Here is a 16,553-nt window from a genome sequence, read left to right as displayed (position 1 = left end):
CCACACTGTACCATTAACTACTCTTATATATCGAAATATGTATAAAGAGGAAATTTATACTATTACACTTTTACGAAAATAGTTAGTCTAATAATTGACGTCTATGTAATAAGCCGTTACAATGGAGTTTGTGTAAAATAAACGCAGCAGTGGTATGAGCTTATTACTGTATTTTATTCCTCTATTTTATTTAGAATAACTAAACAGATTCTAAACAAATAGACGGTGTATTGCGTAACCTAACGGCTGCATAGGCGAAAATACATGAAAATAAAATACGTATAAGAATGGGTACTACTGGTTTTTGTTTTACAACAAAAAAACCAAATTTAAAGGAGGAGACAACAATATGTCTCGTTATACAGGTCCATCTTGGAAATTATCACGTCGTCTTGGTATCTCACTAAGCGGTACAGGTAAAGAAATCGAAAAACGCCCTTACGCACCAGGTCAACACGGTCCAAACCAACGTAAAAAATTATCAGAATACGGTTTACAACTTCAAGAAAAACAAAAACTTCGTCACATGTACGGCATGAACGAACGTCAATTCCGTACTCTATTCGACCGCGCTGGTAAAATGAAAGGTGTTCACGGTGAAAACTTCATGGTTCTTCTTGAAACTCGCCTTGACAACCTAGTTTACCGTTTAGGTTTATCTCGTACTCGTCGTGGATCTCGTCAATTAGTAAACCACGGCCACATCTTAGTAGATGGCAAACGCGTTGATATTCCTTCATACAGCGTAAAACCAGGTCAAACGATTTCTCTTCGTGAAAAATCTCAAAACCTTGCTGTAGTAGCAGAAGCAATCGAAGTAAACAACTTCGTACCTGACTACTTAACATTTGACGCTGACAAAAAAGAAGGTACATTCACTCGCCTTCCAGAGCGTTCTGAATTATCAGCTGAAATCAACGAAGCATTCATCGTAGAGTACTACTCTCGTTAATTTTTTAGCGTTAGATTACTTACGGTTCTTAAACCTCGCAACCTTGTTTATACAAGTGTTTGCGAGGTTTTTGTATATAATTAGATAATCGGAAATTTACGTTTTTATTCGGGGGATTTGGGGGAGCGCCTGGGGGAGCATTTTTTCACCTTAATCAATTTTAAAAAATAACATACGGACAGGTGTATTCATAAAAAACGTTCAAATACAAAAGAAGTCGCTCAGAATTTTTTTCGAGTGACTTCTTTTTAAATTTATGTAATTTTTAATTAGCCACTATCTCTAAATCATTAATTCGATTTGCAAGTAGACTGTTCATGAATACTAAGACATCGTCATCAAAACGACCTAATACATTATTGTCATGCAATAGATAAAGTAACTCTATGTCCATATCATTTACAACTTGGTCCCACCAACTTCCGATATCGTTTGAATTAGGTGGTGGTATATTAAAGGTATCCGAAAAAATCTTTAGTGTGTTTAGTATTTCTTTTGTTGTCATTTCCATGCTCATGCCCCCTCAAAATTGGGAGTAACATCCACTTCTAATTACCATAATTAAATGGTACAATACAATTTAGTTTAATTGGGTGAATGTCACTCGGATTACTACCACATTTCAAGTTGCACCTTGAGATGTGGTTTTTTGTTATTTTTATGGTAGCACTGGAATCATAAGAATGGAATGGCTTACAAGCCCAATTGAAAAATTTTGTCGAGGTATCTACATTTTACGACAAAGTTCATCAATTATAGCGAGATAATGTCGAATAAATCTCCATCTATAGTTAAGACTACTTTCTTTAACACAATCCCTTTTTTACATTTATAAAGCGCATAAAACGCATAATTCCCTTTCTCTTCTCTATAATCTATAATTTTCACGAAATCACAATTAGTTTTGATTTTTTTGAAATAGAAGATAGCAATAATGTGTAATGTCTCGATGTCCATACTTTAGTATTTCTGTATTTATATCTACCTATTCCAATTACATACTGACAACACTTACCAATATTGATATAATTTAATAGAACCAACATATACAAAGGAGACTATTTTACAATGAAGAAAAAACTAATTTTTAGTGCAGCACTAGTATTAAGTCTAGGATTAGCTGGATGTGGAGCAGATTCATCTAAAGACGAAAAGCCTAAAGAGGAAACAAAAACTGCATCTACTGATAAAACAGCAGATAAAGAAACTAAAAGTGGTGACGTTTATTTTAAAGACAACGAAGTAAAAAGAGGAGATTTAAAAATAACCATCACTGAAACAAAAGTAATTCCTGTGGGTGAAAAAGGTAACGAACGTGGCGAAACACCAGTATTTGCAATCTGGTATAGTGTAACAAACCAAAGCGACAAAGAGGTAAGTCCAGGGTTGGCATGGCAATCTACATTTACTGCAATTCAAGGTGATCCAAACGCTGATAACAAATTAGGAGTTGGTTTTTCACCTGATGACAGATTCAAAGAAACAGAGTTCGAAAATATCAAAAAAGATGAAACTGTAGAAAACGTCATTGCATATGATCTCAAAGATTTGGAAACACCTGTAATATTAGTAGCTATACAAGGTTACGAAGGTAAAGAATTAGGAAAAAAAGAATTCGCTATAAAATAATAATATAGAAGAAAGCCACTCATTATCATTTCAAATGAGTGGCTTTTTTTATGTATTATTCTTTTTCTATAATTCTTCCGTTCGCAGTCCATTCGTACTCATCTTCACCAGACATTATATGTCGTAATTTTAAAAATTGATTAATTACTACATCTAAACTCTCTACATTAGTAAAACCAAGTGTAACAGGAGCATCATTTAAATCTAACATTTTAGTACCTTCTAATTTAGTCCCAACAGGTACTGGATTTATTTTAGTAATTTGAATAGCTCCTGAATTTCTTTCCTTATTACAACCAACGCTAACTCCTACATCTCCTTTTCCGAATAATATTTGAACAGAACTATGGTTTAGTATTGGCATTATATTTTCTCCTTTAAATAACGTCGTATCAGTTCTTCTGTATGAGTTTTAAGTGCTTGTTTAGCAAAGTTTAGCACTTCATCTTCTCCACCAGTTTTTATAATTACATCACTAAAATACTCACTTACATTTACCCACTTTATTATCTCAATATTTTTCTTGGCTAGCATACGCTTCTTATTGTAGAAATCATTTCTTAGACTTTTTAATAAACCATCTACAATATTCATGTAGACCTTAGACATTTTAAGCTTCTCTAGTGATGCATAGTCATGTTGTAATGACCTGATTGCCATGTCTAATTTTATATACTCATATACAGCGCCACGATCCTCATGTTTAATCATCGGCATCTACCAACCTGGCGTCTTGGATATCACTAAATGCAATACGTTTTACTGATATATCTGCATCCAGTAGCAGTTCCTTTTTATACGGATCCATTCCAGTGACTAAACCTGTTTCATCACGCAGATTGTGATTTTGCCACAGCGTTAATGTAATTAGTTTTCGTAATTTTGAGGCCCGTTGTATTGTTTGTTCAATCTCTTCTAGTTCCCATTCAGTCAAATCACGTTTCTTTTCATGAAATTGCTCTTCTTTCCACTTTTTAATCTCAACTAGATGTTCTGGCAGCATCATGGCTGTCCATTTCATTGATCCGCGGTCTTTATTCATCGCAATCACTCTCCATTAATAATCACATTCAGAAATACTCAGGATATCTAAAAAATGCACTTTATGAATATCCATGTATTTATCTTTAATATGTATTAATTTAGTGTTTGCATCCATTTTAGTGACCATACCTGTTAATTGTTCATCTTGTTTATATACTGAAAATACTTTGTTCTTTGATTCTTGCATAGCTTCGGTTAATGAGTATGCAATCTCCTCTAATTCAAACTCATCACGATCTAAATGTTTAGCTTCTCTTTTCTTTGTTGGTGTTTTGGTCTTAGTTGCCATGTTATCTCTCCTCAATAGAACATTTGTTTGTTTTATTATAGAACTAGCTAGCGTTCTGTTTTTGGCAATAAAAAATATTTTTAGACTCATTTTATTCAATAAACCGTTTTAGATAAGAAATTATAAGAAGGGTAAAAAGAAAAGAAATTTAGGTTAGTTACTTTTTCATATGTACAATTACCTATCATTTCCTTTATAGTTAATTTAGAAAGAGGGTGCAATTTAATGGTTAAGATAGGTCACATTGTGATTTGTGAGAGTTTCGGTAGTGACGAACAAGATAGAAAATTTATAATTAATCCTAAAGTTATGTTCTTCGTGGATAATTTAAAATCTAATATAGACTTTGTTGTCTCTATAGGGATTTATGGTATACAAAAAAATCCTTTCCCTGTTGCTGTGGAAATGCTTAACCCTGATGGTGACTTAATATCCAGAAGAGAAAGAGAACTTTCGCATCCAAACCCAGAAGATTATTCACCAAATTTAGCGTATTCCGCTGTCCTTAATGTTGGTTTTAAAGAAGTCTTAATTCAACAAAATGGGATATACACTATTAAAGCAATTATTGAAGGAGACGAAAAAACTTTATCAGTACCGATTTTACAACGTCAAAGGAAGTGAAGTAATTGGGTGTTGCGAACGAAGATACAAATGAAAAATTCGTATTTGATCCAGAATTCCCTAAAGTCGCCGTTCCAGCTGCATACATAGATAGAATCTTAGAGCATACTAATGATAATGAAGTGATTTTCACAGATAAAAATGGTACCATTAAAAGTGCCAAGTCTGTTGATAAAGAGGTGAGCGATATGAGTAACGATTCTTTCCATACATTATTTCAAGAACTGAAAACTGATATGCGTGAACGTGAAGATCGCACTCGAAGAGAAATTTCAGAACGCGAAGAACGTTTTGAAAAGCAACTTGAAAGAGTTTCATCAGATGGTGAAAAACGTGAAGATCGTATACTCAGTTCTATTCAAAGTATTGAATCAAACATTCAAGCCACTTTGAAAGAAAGAGAAGACCGTATTAACGATAAATTATCTGATACTGAGTCAAGAATTGCTTCCTCTCTCGAAAAAGTGGAGGCAAGAACAACTGAATCAATGTCTCAAATTGAAACAAGAATAAACGATAGTTTATCCACATTTGAAACACGTATACATGAACATGTAAAAAGCATGGAAACTATGAAAACCCAAAATTTCTGGGGAAATATAGCTATGTTTGTTGGGATGTTGGCTATAGTTGTTACATTAATAATTGTAGCAGTTAAATAAAACAAAGACCAAGACGGCAATTAAGCTGTCTTGGTCTCTTTGTATCTTATAAAGTACGTTTCACTACCGAAATCAGTAATCCCAAAGCTTCACCATCTGTCATTGAACCTACTTTTTCGCTATGGTCAACCTTTAAAATTCCTTTTTGATATGTCGTTTTTAACAATGATTTTAAATCCTCTTTTGCTGTTGATGTTAGTGAATTTTCCATATTTGCTTCCTCCTTTGGTTGTGTTGGTGTAATTATTTGAGTTGTTGGCTTCATAGCCTGTTCAATTCGTTTTAAAAAGCTATTCCAACGATTTTCACTTAAGATACGATGCGGACAGTATTTTCCACTCCAATCCTGGTGTTTTTTCACACGATCAATGCCCCAACCATACTGCTTTAAAAGTTTAGCAATGTATTGTACTGCATTTTCTTCGGCTGCAGCATAACGAGCACCACCACTTTTGCTATAGCAGATTTCAACACCAATAGAAATACGGTTACCTTTCTTTAATGCGTTAGGATCTTTACTACCACCACCATCACCACAATGCCAAGCGTTGCGATTGAATGGGATAGCTTGAATAACCTCTTTATCGTCGACAGCAACATGATAAGATACCTCGTTGCTGTTAGAGAACATGTATTTAATTTCGTTTGAAGCAGGCGCATCATTAGCTGTGTTGTGTACTGTGATGTATTGAGGCACCATAGTATAAGGTGACTTAATAGGATATTTACTTGAAAGTAGTGAGTTTTGTTTTAATGTATATGCCATTATTCATCATCCTTTAGTTTTGAATATGTTAATGCTTGTTCACTATCAGAAGTGCCAATAGTTGTTGGATCAATAACGATACCAAGTAGAGCCAAGATGCTTAAAATAGTCTCTGAGACAGCAGTTACCTGGTCGTTATAAATCGTAATATCAACATTAAAAATGCCAGCAATTTGATTTGCGAGCACAATGAGTAATGCGATTAATGACACCCAAAATTGTTTGTGTTGTAGACGTACTTTCCAGTTAATTTTCATGATTATTTTTCCTCCAATTTATCGATTCGTTTATGTGCTTGTTTTGCTGATTCTTCGTTACGAGTAACACGTTCAACAACATCTTGAATCTGCCCCTGTACTTTTTGCTCACTCGCTTTCATATCCAAACGAATATCCTTCATATCAATTTGAATATCATTAACACCTTTACTGATATACTGCAACTGAGCACTTACCTCTGCTGATTGCTTCCCATCATCTTTAATACTTTTAGTTTTATTGAGTTGATACCCTTGTATCGCTACAATTAGCGATAAAATTGTTAAAACAATTCCTAATTCCACTGTCAATTGCCATCACCAATCCTTTGCCCTAAAATAAAAAGCTGTCAGAAGCATCGATAATCAGTAACATGTACTGTTGCCCATCTCGATTGCTCTCACAGCGCTAAAAAATTCATAAAAAATAACGCTAAGCTTCTGCTTGCGTTTCATTCGATACTTTATTTTGCTGTACGTTCATTAAGGTACATAACTTCGAATATTCATCTTGGCTAACTTGCTTATTTAACATAAGTAAACTTAAATTTGTTGCCATCACATCGTAATTACATCCTGGACTAGTGATTAATAACTCAGCAGCACGATAAACAATATTCATATACGTTCCTCCCTACACTCCGATATTTTTTATTGCAATTAATACTTCTGTATTCAATAACGTTTGTGTGCTTGCATTTCTTCTAAAGTAGGCTTTGGTTGTATTTCAACTGGTTCTGATGGGGAAATATCATCATCCGTCAAAATCTTTTCTTCAACCCTAGCAGATACCGTTTCGCCATCATTTGTGTATTCGGTTATTTTAAATCCATTCTCTTCATATTCGCGTAAGATAGTCACAATATCACCTCTTCTCAATTATTGGTTTAGTTCGTAATATATTAATCTAGGTGCATTATCTGGACTGCCACCATGTTCGATTCTTAAACTAGAAGAAAAGGGTATATCAAATATTCCTTCGTAGCCTAACGAAAACGATTTACCATCTATTTTGACATAGAGAGCATAATGATTTGTACCATTTATTAAATATAATAAACGTCCACTACCATATACATTTAAATACAGATTAGCATCCCCACTATATGGCACTATAGTACCTAGTTGATTAGTTAGCGATTGACTAGCATAGTTCGCATCAAGTCCAGATACTTTCAATACTGATTTTGTACTTCCGTTATTCATTAACCAGTTTAGTTTGGCATGAGCATTGCCACTAGTTGAACTACTTGCTGAACTTGTAGGCGTACCTAGATTTGTATTAACCGTTTTCACATTAGTATCTACTGTTGCTACATTATTTTTAACTGTAGCAACATCAGTTTTAACACTTGTGACATTCGTATTTACGTTATCTACATTTGTTTTTATAGTATCTTGTGTTGCCTTTGTAGGTAAATTTATTTCAGGCATTATAAAACCTCCTCATAAACAAAAATAAGACCATCCTTAGCTTGATTGGTCTTAAATCCGTATTTATATATTTTGTTGTCTGTTGTGTCGAGAAATTGATGAGGCATTGCGGCTTTCTTATGATCGTCAATTAGATTGTATAAATTTCCGGCAACATCTTCATTCAATATACCTCTAACAGATTCAAACCAAATTACGAATGCTGATTTCTCAGAAGCTTTCCAATCTAAAAAGTCCTGTTGTTCTAAGTTTATCCACTGTTCCATAGCGGACTGAATACTATCTTGCCACACTTGGAACTCGTTAGATTTTGTGACACTATAGCTATTAAACCATGACTGATACTGATTAAAGATTGTAGTTGTGTCTACTTGATCTACAACAGCATGTACAATGCCACATAAGCTTTTATTAAGCCGTTGGTCTGTAACATTCCCTTGAATAATTTGAGTAGCGCCAGCGCCGATTAGTACATCAGCTAACACTAACTCGTAAAAATCTGCATCTCGTACAACTGTCGGTGCAACAGGATTGGTAGCAAAAGTACCTTTTTTGATTACAATTTGAATGTCACGATCAGCAACACTCTTTCGTAATACAATTCTGTCGATGCGTTTCAAGGCACCGTCAGCTCTATCGTGAGCGATAATAAAGTCACTGTTATTTACTACGAAGTAACCGTTAATCCACCCTTTACCAGCCTTAACAACTGTGGTCATATTGTTATTTGCATACACTTGTAAACCATTTGAAGGGTTAGGAAAAACGCCATTTCCGATAAATGTTGCGAAGTACTCAGCGAAGTCATTTGCATCATAAACTCGATCATCGTTTACATCATTAAAAAAACCACTACGTACAGCCATTACTTAATCACCTTCTTGATTTTATCTATAATCGTTGGTACAGCTGTACCGAATTCTGTTTGCGATGAGCAGCCATTTTCATTGTAGTTTTCTTTTACAACTACTACTCGTGAATGCATTACTAAACCTACTTCATCGTTACGAGATGTCGTTTTATCACCCAAGAAATAGTCTTTGCCAAAAACGAATTGTGAATCTGAATCATTATCACTTTTAAAAGTCTGTATACGTGGATACTCAGACAACCTATTTAGCCCACGCTCTGTTAAAACCTTTTCATATTCCTTAGGTGTTAAGGTTACTTCCTCATCATTTTCATTTTTATAATTGGACTGTAGATCACGAGCATCAAAAAATATTTCTCTACGCTCAAAGCCTGTAAAATTATCATTTAGCCTTAAAACAGTACGATCGTCACCTTCACCTTCACCAGCTACATAAGCAGTGCTTTTGTAATTACTCATATCATCGATATAAGACTGTGTATTAACGTTATCAAACGCCTTTGAAAAAATAATATGAGGGTTAACTGTTTGTTCAGTTGAACGGTCCGCACCTTGATAAACAATAAATTCAAAATTTTTAGTCGTATGATTCATTAATATCTCGAATGATACGTCATGTTTAATGCACATTTCCCACAAGGACTCGTCGAGCATTTTGTTGTTGTATGCTTCTTCTGTGATTATGTCGATACCGGTGTTAGGACCTAGAACAAGGTTTGGTATTTTTCTGTTTGCGAGCGTTGGATTGATAGCATTGGCGTTAACAAAGCTCTTTAAAACATCCTCGATGTTACCTTTATAAATTTGTTGCCACTCAATAATTCTCCAACCCATCATGATACTTAAAGACTTTGCCATGATTAATATTTCAGTTTTATTTTCATCTTTAAACTCTGCGTTTTCGATAATATAGCCACGTCTTAAATCTGTTGATTTCGTAAGAATCCTGATTTCATCTGTAAAAAAGTGAGCTACATTATCTTTGTTTGCATCTATGGTCGCTATTAAGATGCTATGATCATGATATTTCAGTGTAAAATCTATATCATTATCTTCATCGATGATACCTAACCGATTAAAATTCACATCGAAAATATTTAAATACACCATTACACCCCCACTGATTTAGCTCGATATTCAAGCGATATTTCCAAATTGTCTACTCCACTGTCTGCCTCATATCTGAATAGGTTGTCGCCTGGTTCGATTTGCAAGAAGTGACTATTTAAATCAATAGCATTAAATATATTGGTTTTTACATTATCTTTTATTAAAGTGATAGTTTTGTTGCCATCGAAAGTTGTAACTTCAATAAAATCACCTTTGGTCATTGTATAGTTAAGTCTCAATTCTTCATAAGTGTCTACATTAATAATTGCTGGTCTTACTACAGTTGCTGATGCTTTAAATTGTATTACCATACCTGTTCTGTTTTGCCCTTCATTAAACACATTTACAATAAAACTATTTGACCGTTTACCCATTTTAATACCAACGCCTTGTGGTATTTTTAAAGGAAATTTAAAGGCCCCAACCCATTTTGCTATATCTACTCGACGTGAGTCTTTTTCATAGATATAAGGGTCAGTGGCTATGAACTGTAATAATGCTTTTTGCCACGCTGCGTTGTTGTTAGCATGGTCAGGCGGCATTACTGGCGTACTTTGTAGGTTAACCATTAAGTAGTATTCTTTGCCGTCACTTAGCTCCAAATCTACACGCATCGGGTTCAATTCTGGATTAAAGACTCTGTACATATTTGCACGTTTACTATCCATTTGTACTTCATCAGCGCTCTGACGCATCATTTTAAATTCAATATCAAATTCTCTGTTTTCCAACTTTGTATTTTGATATTTAGATCCAGCCTTTGAATTAGTCGAAAAGTTTACCTTCGCCACCAAACCACTTAGATCAAGACCATTTGTCAAACGAAAAAGACGGCCGAATTCAAATTCGCCGCCTCTACTATTAGTTATTTTTAATTTTGTTATCATTCCAATCAACCCATTTCGAATTCTAGTCTACGTAATAGACGTTCTAAATCAGCCCGATCGTTACCAGTTTGCTGTGTAGTGATTGTATTGTACATCTTACGTGAATGGTCATAAGATGTTGTGTTATTTGTGTTTGCGACACTTTGTAATGATGTTCCTAACGTTCCTAAATTAGCTTTTACACCCCTTAACTTATTGACTATATCCGGCTTAATCATTTCACCTAAACGACCTGAAGCTTTCGTGATAATGTTTTTGTGCTTATCTACACCAACATCAAATCCTTTAGCCAAATTACCAGCCACAAAATCTCTCATCCAACGTGATGGGCTGTGAATATCCAACGCTGACTGCATAGTGTCTTTTATTGCATTTGCAATATCTTGAGCTTTGTTGATTAAATCACTTTCCATACTTGCTAGTCCATCCAAAAGGCCTTGACCAGCGTTAATACCAACTTGTTTTAAAGTAGATAGCTCTGAATCAGTTGCACGTACTAGATTTTTAATTTTTAAGTCCCATTCAGTCTGCAATTTACTCAATTGAGTATCAGCAGTTTGTCGCAATTCCAAAAGTTTTTGATCAGTATCTTTTCTCATGCCTGATAATTCTTTTTCAGCTTGTTCTCTAGCTAGTTGCGATTTTTCTTTATATAAATCACTGTACCTAGATAGTTGATCGTCAGTCATGCTGTTTAATGCCGCAAGCTCTGGTAAGGCTTTAACACCTAAATTAGATAACTCATTTAATAAATCTGCATCAATGCCACGCTCGGACAACTTTGCAAATTGTTCCTGCCAACTTTTAAATCCATCAACTTGTGATTGTAGATTCTCCATTAACTCGGAACCAGTGCGATCTAATTCAACCTTAAAGGCATCAAAAGTATTTGCAAATCCCATTAGAGTTGATACGCGCTTGTTATAGACATCATCATACTCTTTATTGAGTCTTTGAGCTTCTTTGATGTAGTCGTCATCAATTTTCTTCATTTGGTCTAGATATTCTTTATTGATTGATGTAATCTCTTTATTTACAGCCTCGACAGCTTTTTGGTGTGCTCTTTGAGCTTCGATACGCTCCTTGCTACCTTCTTCAAAGAGATTTATGGATTCTTCCCAAATTTTCGCTTCTTCAATTAACGATAATTGATCTAAGGACTTTTTATCCGATATATATTGTTTGATTTTTTCAAGATTTTCTTTATTGAGTTCCTCTGTAGCTTTTTTAAGAGCCTTTTGTGCCTCAACTCGTTCTTTAGAATACAAATCAAAGTGATCTAATGATTGTTGCCAAATCTTAATTTCTTCAACTAACGATAGTTCATTTAAGGACTTTTTATCATCGATAAATAACTTGATTTCTTTTAGCTTTTCTTGCTGCTCTTTACTAAGTAAATCAGACGATTCTTTTTTAGACTTTTTCTCGATTTCAGCAATCTTTTTAGCAGCATCTTCCTGAATTCGTTTAATCTTTAAATTCTCGTCCTGAGTAGTTTTACGCTTTTTGGCATATGCATTACGGTAAATCTTATCGATGTCATCCTTAGATCGCTTTTCAATTTGAGCAATTTCAGCATTTGCTTTTTGAGTGATATTCTTGTTTTCGCTTTGGAAATTTTTCGTAACGTTGAGTAAGCTATTCGTTATGTCGGTCATGACTTGCTTTATACTTGCTTCACGTTCTTCCATACCGATTTCCATACCTTCAATTGTCCAGATACCAATCTGTTTAAATACACGAGAAGGAGAATGAATACCAAGCAGTGATTTAGCCTTATTAACGACGCCATCTACAACACCAGTAATTGCCTCTATAGCATTACCAGCCATGCCTAATATACCGTCTATCAAACCGTTTACCAGGTCTTTACCGACATTAATCATATCAGTGACTTTACTAAGTACGCCGTCTATTAACGAGCCAACCAAATCTTTACCAGCAGTTAAAATATTACCTACAAAGCTCAAAATCTTATCAATAAGACCTGTGATAAGATTTGCTCCTGCGCTTAAAATATTGCCAAGCAAAGATAATATTCCGGATATAAGATTACTAATTAGAGTTACACCAGCAGCAAGCAACTGACCTACAAAACTAAGGATTTTGCCTAACAACCCAGTTATTAATTGACCACCTGCCGATAGCAGTTGACCTAGGATGGATAAGACCCCTTTGGTAAGAGCTACAATCAGTTGGACGCCTGCTGCTAATAACTGTGGTTGCAATTTAAGCATAGCTTTTGATAATTCTGTAATGAGAGTAATACCAGCTTCAATAAGTTGTGGCAAAACTTGTATAAGTCCTTTTACAAGAGCTTCAACGATTTTTATTCCAGCATCAATTAATTGAGGTAGTAACTTAATAAGTGCTTCTACTAACGACATAATTAAAGTTAATGCTGCTTCTATAAGTGCTGGTATAGCTTTTATTAATCCTTGAACTAAGGCCATGATAATTTTAATACCAGCCTCGATAATTTGAGGTAAGAGTAAAATTAACGCTCCTACCAACGCGATTATAATAGTTAGCGCCGCCTCAATTATCGTTGGTAACGCTCCAACAATACCTTCAATCAATGTATTGAGTACTAATAAACCCACTTGAATTAATTGAGGTAATGCTGTAATTAAGGCATCCACAAGTGACATAACGATGTTTAGAGCACTTTCAATAACTAATGGCAATGCAGTTAATATACCGTTTAACAATGTTTCAACGATTGTTAATCCAGTATCTATCAACATAGGCAACATTGTTGTCAGATTATTTATTATTGTATCTAGCAATTGCACAACGACTTCAATTAACATCGGTAAAGCTGTAACGATGCCGTTAATAATCGTTGTTAGCAAAGATATTCCGACTTCAACAAGTTGTGGTAGAAGTGTTCCTATAGTTGTTGTAACTAATTCTATTAAACTAACTATTGCCTCTACCATCATAGGTAAGTTAGTTGTAATACCTTCCGCCAATTTTGTTACAATATCTGCTGCTAATAGAATAATTTGAGGTACTATCATAACTAATGTGTTAATAATAATTGGCAATATCTCCGCAAATGTAGCAGCTATATTCCCGATATTACTGCTTACCCCATTGATTAATCCGACAACTAACTCGGCTCCTATCTTAACAAAACGCGATGTTAGTTCTGTTATATTCTCTATAATTCCACTTATAGATTCAGAGAAATTACTAGCGACTTCATCGAATGTCATCTCGCCTTTGAGCATCTTAAAAGTATCTTGTAGTAAAGTTGTGTGAGTAAAAACTTTTAATAGAATACTAGCAAATATGCCCCACGGTCCCATCAACATTAATACAGACGATAAAACTGCTATTGCGGCCGTTTTAAGTAAGTTTAGAGCTTGTTCAACATTTATAATATCTGTGACAATACTTAGTTTTTCTTTAAGGCTAGATAACCCAGTTAGCAACCCGTTTATTGCTGTAGTAAACCCACTGGATACACTTGACCACGCAGCGCCCAAACTAGTACTAAGTGTTGTTGCTATTTTCGATACTGTTTCGGACATCGCCGTCGCGAATGATTGAATAGCGGTTAATGCGTTATTGAAAACAGCTAATGTTTTTGCCCATAAATCTGAAAAGAATTGGGTTATAGGCCCCCAATAAACATATATAAGTACCACTGCAGCTACTATAGCCGCAGCCAAAGCTGTCCATGGATTCATTGCCAGTACTATGTTCAAAGCAGACCAAACCTTAGTTGCTACCATTACAGCAGTATTCATCGTTGCGATGGAGACCACAAAAGTACCAAGCGCGAGAGAGACACTTTGGATCAATGGCATCCACGATTCTAAATTTTGATATACTTCTTTTATTGAATTCACAAAATTCGGAATCCCTTCCGCTGTTTTATTCAGTACTTCTTCAAATGCTGAACCAAATTGAGCTACCATTTTACGCATATCCGGCAATCCGTTATCAGTTAACATTTTATCGATAGCTTGAATTATATTAACTACACCACGGTTAACTGCAGCTTGCATGTTGTCAAAGGTACCCATCCAAGAAGCACCGGATTCTTTAGCAGTTCCAGCTATTTTCATTACACCGTTGGTACCTTCTGCCATTGCTTTGGTCACTGTACTAATAAATTCTTCAGCTGAGATTTTGCCTTTGGATAAATTCTTTTGAACGACTTCCGCATCCATGCCTGTAGCTTTTGCATACATACCAACAGCATCAATACCAGCATCAAATACTCGGTTTAATTGGTCCATGCCGACTTTGCCACTAGTTATCATTTTTGCAAGTGCATCAGTAACGTTTAATAATTGTGCATTTGAACCATCACCGTAAAAACTTACCGCATCTGCCCATGTTTCGAATGTATTTGTAGCCTTATCTACTTCCATGCCACGAGTTACAAAGTTTTGGATTGACTTCGCTGCTGTATCAAGTCCGTATGCTGTACCTTTAACGGTTAATCTGGCACCCTCTAGAGCTGCTTTAGCATTTTCTGTACTTCCTGTCATCGCGGTCATTACAGCAGTAAATGATTCCATGGTGTCTATACGAGCAAATGCTCCTTGGATACCTGTTTTAACCATCTCGATGCCTTTTCTTGTTGCTGCTACTAACCCTAGAGCCGTTACCATTTTACCGATACTTAAAGTACTAGTTTCACTAGCCTGACCTATACCGCCTAATTGTCCTTTAACATCTGCTACGCCTTTGGCTACCTTGCCATCTTCCAGTATGACGTCTATTACTACGCGACCATCACTAGCCATTGCACCACCCCTTTATGTTTTTAAATTTCCAAACATATTCGGGGCTCAGTGGCTCTCTTATTGTTTAAAGGCATTAGTGGTGTGACAGCGACTACATTTAATCTCTGCTTCACCCTTTACTTTCCCTAGTAGCCTATTGCATTTTTTACAACGCACTACTTTCAAATCTTTCAATTTAATCACCTCGCATAAAAAAGAAGCCTAATCATTAGGCTTCAACGCATACGCTTTCTTCAATTCTTCAACCTGTTTACGTTGATCACCAGAGCCTTTCCCTGTCGGTAATGGCATCTGACGTATTTCAAGCACCTTTTTAAATTTAGTATCCTCTCGTAACCCAGCTAAAAGAGCTCTAAATTTATCCCAATGTAAAATACCTTGTTGCTCAAATAAATCCATGCTGTAATCTTGTAAAAAAGAAGCGTAAATATACTCTGCATCTTGTGCAATATCGTATATGTCCACTTCCTTTTCCTTTGGTTGTGAAGGCATCGGATTCCCTTCGATGTCGTACTCAACATCATCCTCTTTAGCTACATCAATCAAGGTTTCATATAGTTCAAAAAAGATCTCAGCCTTTTCCTCAATTGAACATTCTAAAGGTTCAGTTATTAGCATCTCAATACCTATAAGTATCTGTGTTACATCGTCAAGCTCTTTATCACTTAACATATCGATAAGGCTCAAGATATTATCAAACGACATGTTTAAACTGTACATACGGCCGTTTATTTCAACCTCATTAACCAAAGTGTCGGTCAACTTAAACATAGCAACAACCTACTTTTTATTTTTGTTTTTAGGTTTGTTTTTACTACGGAGATATTGTTGTGCTTTGTCCTGTTGGGATAGCCCTTTACCTAAACTTGATAATTCCTCTTGAATACCTTCCGCAATTTGTACGAAATAACTCGTTACTTCAATTAACGACGGCGTTTGTTTGTATACTTTTTTAAAGGCACCTTTACCCAACATAAGGTCGTAGCCTTTTTCAAGAATTTCTTTAGCAGCATCCATATCGTCATCTTTCACATTATTCATTTCATTTAAGGTTTTCTGTCCAACCTCATAAAAAGATTTAATTGATTCGTCAGATGTATCGAAAGTGAATTTAAGTTCTCCAAGCTCTACCGGAATACCAACTTCACGTGTTTGAATTTTAATAACCATTTATCCCACTCCTTTTAAATTAAAGAGGACGATTACTCGCCCTCTGTTTCTATTGGATCAACTTTTTCTTCTGTTTCAGGTTCTCCCCCATCC

General features: G+C 35.3%; 22 protein-coding genes. 4 read left to right on the top strand and 18 right to left on the bottom strand.

Going from position 1 to position 16,553, the window contains the following annotated elements; all coding sequences use genetic code 11:
- The first annotated feature begins 349 nt into the window (after positions 1 to 349).
- A complete protein-coding gene (gene rpsD / locus ACQKOG_RS11635; protein WP_370075739.1) occupies positions 350 to 952 on the top strand; it encodes a 30S ribosomal protein S4 in 603 nt (200 codons plus the stop codon).
- 265 nt (positions 953 to 1,217) lie between these two features.
- Here rpsD and ACQKOG_RS11630 read toward each other — a convergent pair whose 3' ends face one another.
- Entirely contained in the window at positions 1,218 to 1,469 is a 252-nt protein-coding gene (locus ACQKOG_RS11630) for a hypothetical protein (RefSeq protein WP_427446574.1), read from the bottom strand.
- Between the two features lie 551 nt (positions 1,470 to 2,020).
- Here ACQKOG_RS11630 and ACQKOG_RS11625 point away from each other — a divergent pair.
- A complete protein-coding gene (locus ACQKOG_RS11625) occupies positions 2,021 to 2,581 on the top strand; it encodes a DUF5067 domain-containing protein (RefSeq protein ID WP_427446572.1) in 561 nt (186 codons plus the stop codon).
- 55 nt (positions 2,582 to 2,636) lie between these two features.
- Here ACQKOG_RS11625 and ACQKOG_RS11620 read toward each other — a convergent pair whose 3' ends face one another.
- The 4 genes from ACQKOG_RS11620 to ACQKOG_RS11605 are packed head-to-tail and all read right to left on the bottom strand — an operon-like array spanning position 2,637 to position 3,914.
- A complete protein-coding gene (locus ACQKOG_RS11620; protein ID WP_427446570.1) occupies positions 2,637 to 2,945 on the bottom strand; it encodes a hypothetical protein in 309 nt (102 codons plus the stop codon).
- Positions 2,945 to 3,298, bottom strand: coding sequence for an aconitate hydratase (locus ACQKOG_RS11615; RefSeq protein WP_427446568.1), 354 nt, complete (start codon positions 3,296 to 3,298; stop codon positions 2,945 to 2,947). The genes ACQKOG_RS11620 and ACQKOG_RS11615 overlap by 1 nt, the downstream gene beginning before the upstream one ends.
- A complete protein-coding gene (locus tag ACQKOG_RS11610; RefSeq protein WP_427446566.1) occupies positions 3,285 to 3,623 on the bottom strand; it encodes a YolD-like family protein in 339 nt (112 codons plus the stop codon). The genes ACQKOG_RS11615 and ACQKOG_RS11610 overlap by 14 nt, the downstream gene beginning before the upstream one ends.
- Positions 3,624 to 3,638: 15 nt before the next feature.
- Positions 3,639 to 3,914: a YolD-like family protein gene (locus ACQKOG_RS11605; RefSeq protein ID WP_427446564.1), complete on the bottom strand. Its 276-nt coding sequence runs from the start codon at positions 3,912 to 3,914 to the stop codon at positions 3,639 to 3,641.
- A gap of 225 nt (positions 3,915 to 4,139) precedes the next feature.
- Between ACQKOG_RS11605 and ACQKOG_RS11600 the strand changes: the two genes are divergently transcribed.
- Both ACQKOG_RS11600 and ACQKOG_RS11595 read left to right on the top strand, forming a co-directional pair.
- A complete protein-coding gene (locus ACQKOG_RS11600) occupies positions 4,140 to 4,538 on the top strand; it encodes a hypothetical protein (RefSeq protein WP_427446562.1) in 399 nt (132 codons plus the stop codon).
- Positions 4,539 to 4,543: 5 nt separating this feature from the next.
- Positions 4,544 to 5,200 carry a hypothetical protein gene (locus ACQKOG_RS11595; protein WP_427446560.1) on the top strand — a complete coding sequence of 219 codons (657 nt, stop codon included), beginning with the start codon at positions 4,544 to 4,546 and terminating at the stop codon, positions 5,198 to 5,200.
- A gap of 46 nt (positions 5,201 to 5,246) precedes the next feature.
- Here ACQKOG_RS11595 and ACQKOG_RS11590 read toward each other — a convergent pair whose 3' ends face one another.
- From ACQKOG_RS11590 to ACQKOG_RS11530, 13 genes are all read right to left on the bottom strand, one after another.
- Positions 5,247 to 5,966, bottom strand: coding sequence for a peptidoglycan recognition protein family protein (locus tag ACQKOG_RS11590; protein WP_427446558.1), 720 nt, complete (start codon positions 5,964 to 5,966; stop codon positions 5,247 to 5,249).
- Entirely contained in the window at positions 5,966 to 6,223 is a 258-nt protein-coding gene (locus tag ACQKOG_RS11585; RefSeq protein ID WP_427446556.1) for a phage holin, read from the bottom strand. Before ACQKOG_RS11585 ends, ACQKOG_RS11590 begins: the two co-directional genes overlap by 1 nt.
- 2 nt (positions 6,224 to 6,225) lie before the next feature.
- A complete protein-coding gene (locus ACQKOG_RS11580; RefSeq protein ID WP_427446554.1) occupies positions 6,226 to 6,534 on the bottom strand; it encodes a hypothetical protein in 309 nt (102 codons plus the stop codon).
- Between the two features lie 121 nt (positions 6,535 to 6,655).
- Positions 6,656 to 6,844: a hypothetical protein gene (locus ACQKOG_RS11575; protein WP_427446552.1), complete on the bottom strand. Its 189-nt coding sequence runs from the start codon at positions 6,842 to 6,844 to the stop codon at positions 6,656 to 6,658.
- 53 nt (positions 6,845 to 6,897) lie between these two features.
- Positions 6,898 to 7,083 (bottom strand): hypothetical protein, encoded by a 186-nt coding sequence (locus ACQKOG_RS11570; protein ID WP_427446550.1) that lies wholly within the window; start codon positions 7,081 to 7,083, stop codon positions 6,898 to 6,900.
- An 18-nt stretch (positions 7,084 to 7,101) separates the two neighbouring features.
- On the bottom strand, positions 7,102 to 7,656 hold the full coding sequence (locus ACQKOG_RS11565; RefSeq protein ID WP_427446548.1) for a hypothetical protein: 555 nt from the start codon (positions 7,654 to 7,656) through the stop codon (positions 7,102 to 7,104).
- On the bottom strand, positions 7,656 to 8,522 hold the full coding sequence (locus tag ACQKOG_RS11560) for a hypothetical protein (RefSeq protein WP_427446547.1): 867 nt from the start codon (positions 8,520 to 8,522) through the stop codon (positions 7,656 to 7,658). The genes ACQKOG_RS11565 and ACQKOG_RS11560 overlap by 1 nt, the downstream gene beginning before the upstream one ends.
- Entirely contained in the window at positions 8,522 to 9,634 is a 1,113-nt protein-coding gene (locus ACQKOG_RS11555) for a siphovirus ReqiPepy6 Gp37-like family protein (protein WP_427446545.1), read from the bottom strand. Before ACQKOG_RS11555 ends, ACQKOG_RS11560 begins: the two co-directional genes overlap by 1 nt.
- Positions 9,635 to 9,636: 2 nt before the next feature.
- Complete coding sequence (locus tag ACQKOG_RS11550; protein WP_427446543.1) at positions 9,637 to 10,524, bottom strand: phage tail family protein; 888 nt, start codon at positions 10,522 to 10,524, stop codon at positions 9,637 to 9,639.
- A 5-nt stretch (positions 10,525 to 10,529) separates the two neighbouring features.
- Positions 10,530 to 15,290, bottom strand: coding sequence for a tape measure protein (locus ACQKOG_RS11545; protein WP_427446541.1), 4,761 nt, complete (start codon positions 15,288 to 15,290; stop codon positions 10,530 to 10,532).
- Positions 15,291 to 15,347: 57 nt separating this feature from the next.
- A complete protein-coding gene (locus ACQKOG_RS11540; RefSeq protein WP_427446602.1) occupies positions 15,348 to 15,446 on the bottom strand; it encodes a zinc finger domain-containing protein in 99 nt (32 codons plus the stop codon).
- Positions 15,447 to 15,491: 45 nt separating this feature from the next.
- A complete protein-coding gene (locus tag ACQKOG_RS11535; RefSeq protein ID WP_427446539.1) occupies positions 15,492 to 16,061 on the bottom strand; it encodes a Gp15 family bacteriophage protein in 570 nt (189 codons plus the stop codon).
- A 9-nt stretch (positions 16,062 to 16,070) separates the two neighbouring features.
- Positions 16,071 to 16,460 carry a hypothetical protein gene (locus ACQKOG_RS11530; RefSeq protein WP_427446537.1) on the bottom strand — a complete coding sequence of 130 codons (390 nt, stop codon included), beginning with the start codon at positions 16,458 to 16,460 and terminating at the stop codon, positions 16,071 to 16,073.
- Positions 16,461 to 16,553: the final 93 nt, after the last annotated feature.

Source organism: Lysinibacillus sp. NPDC093216 (assembly GCF_050280325.1).
Taxonomy (GTDB): domain Bacteria; phylum Bacillota; class Bacilli; order Bacillales_A; family Planococcaceae; genus Lysinibacillus.
Note: the sequence above shows the minus strand (reverse complement) of the source record. Positions and strands in the feature narration are given on the sequence as shown.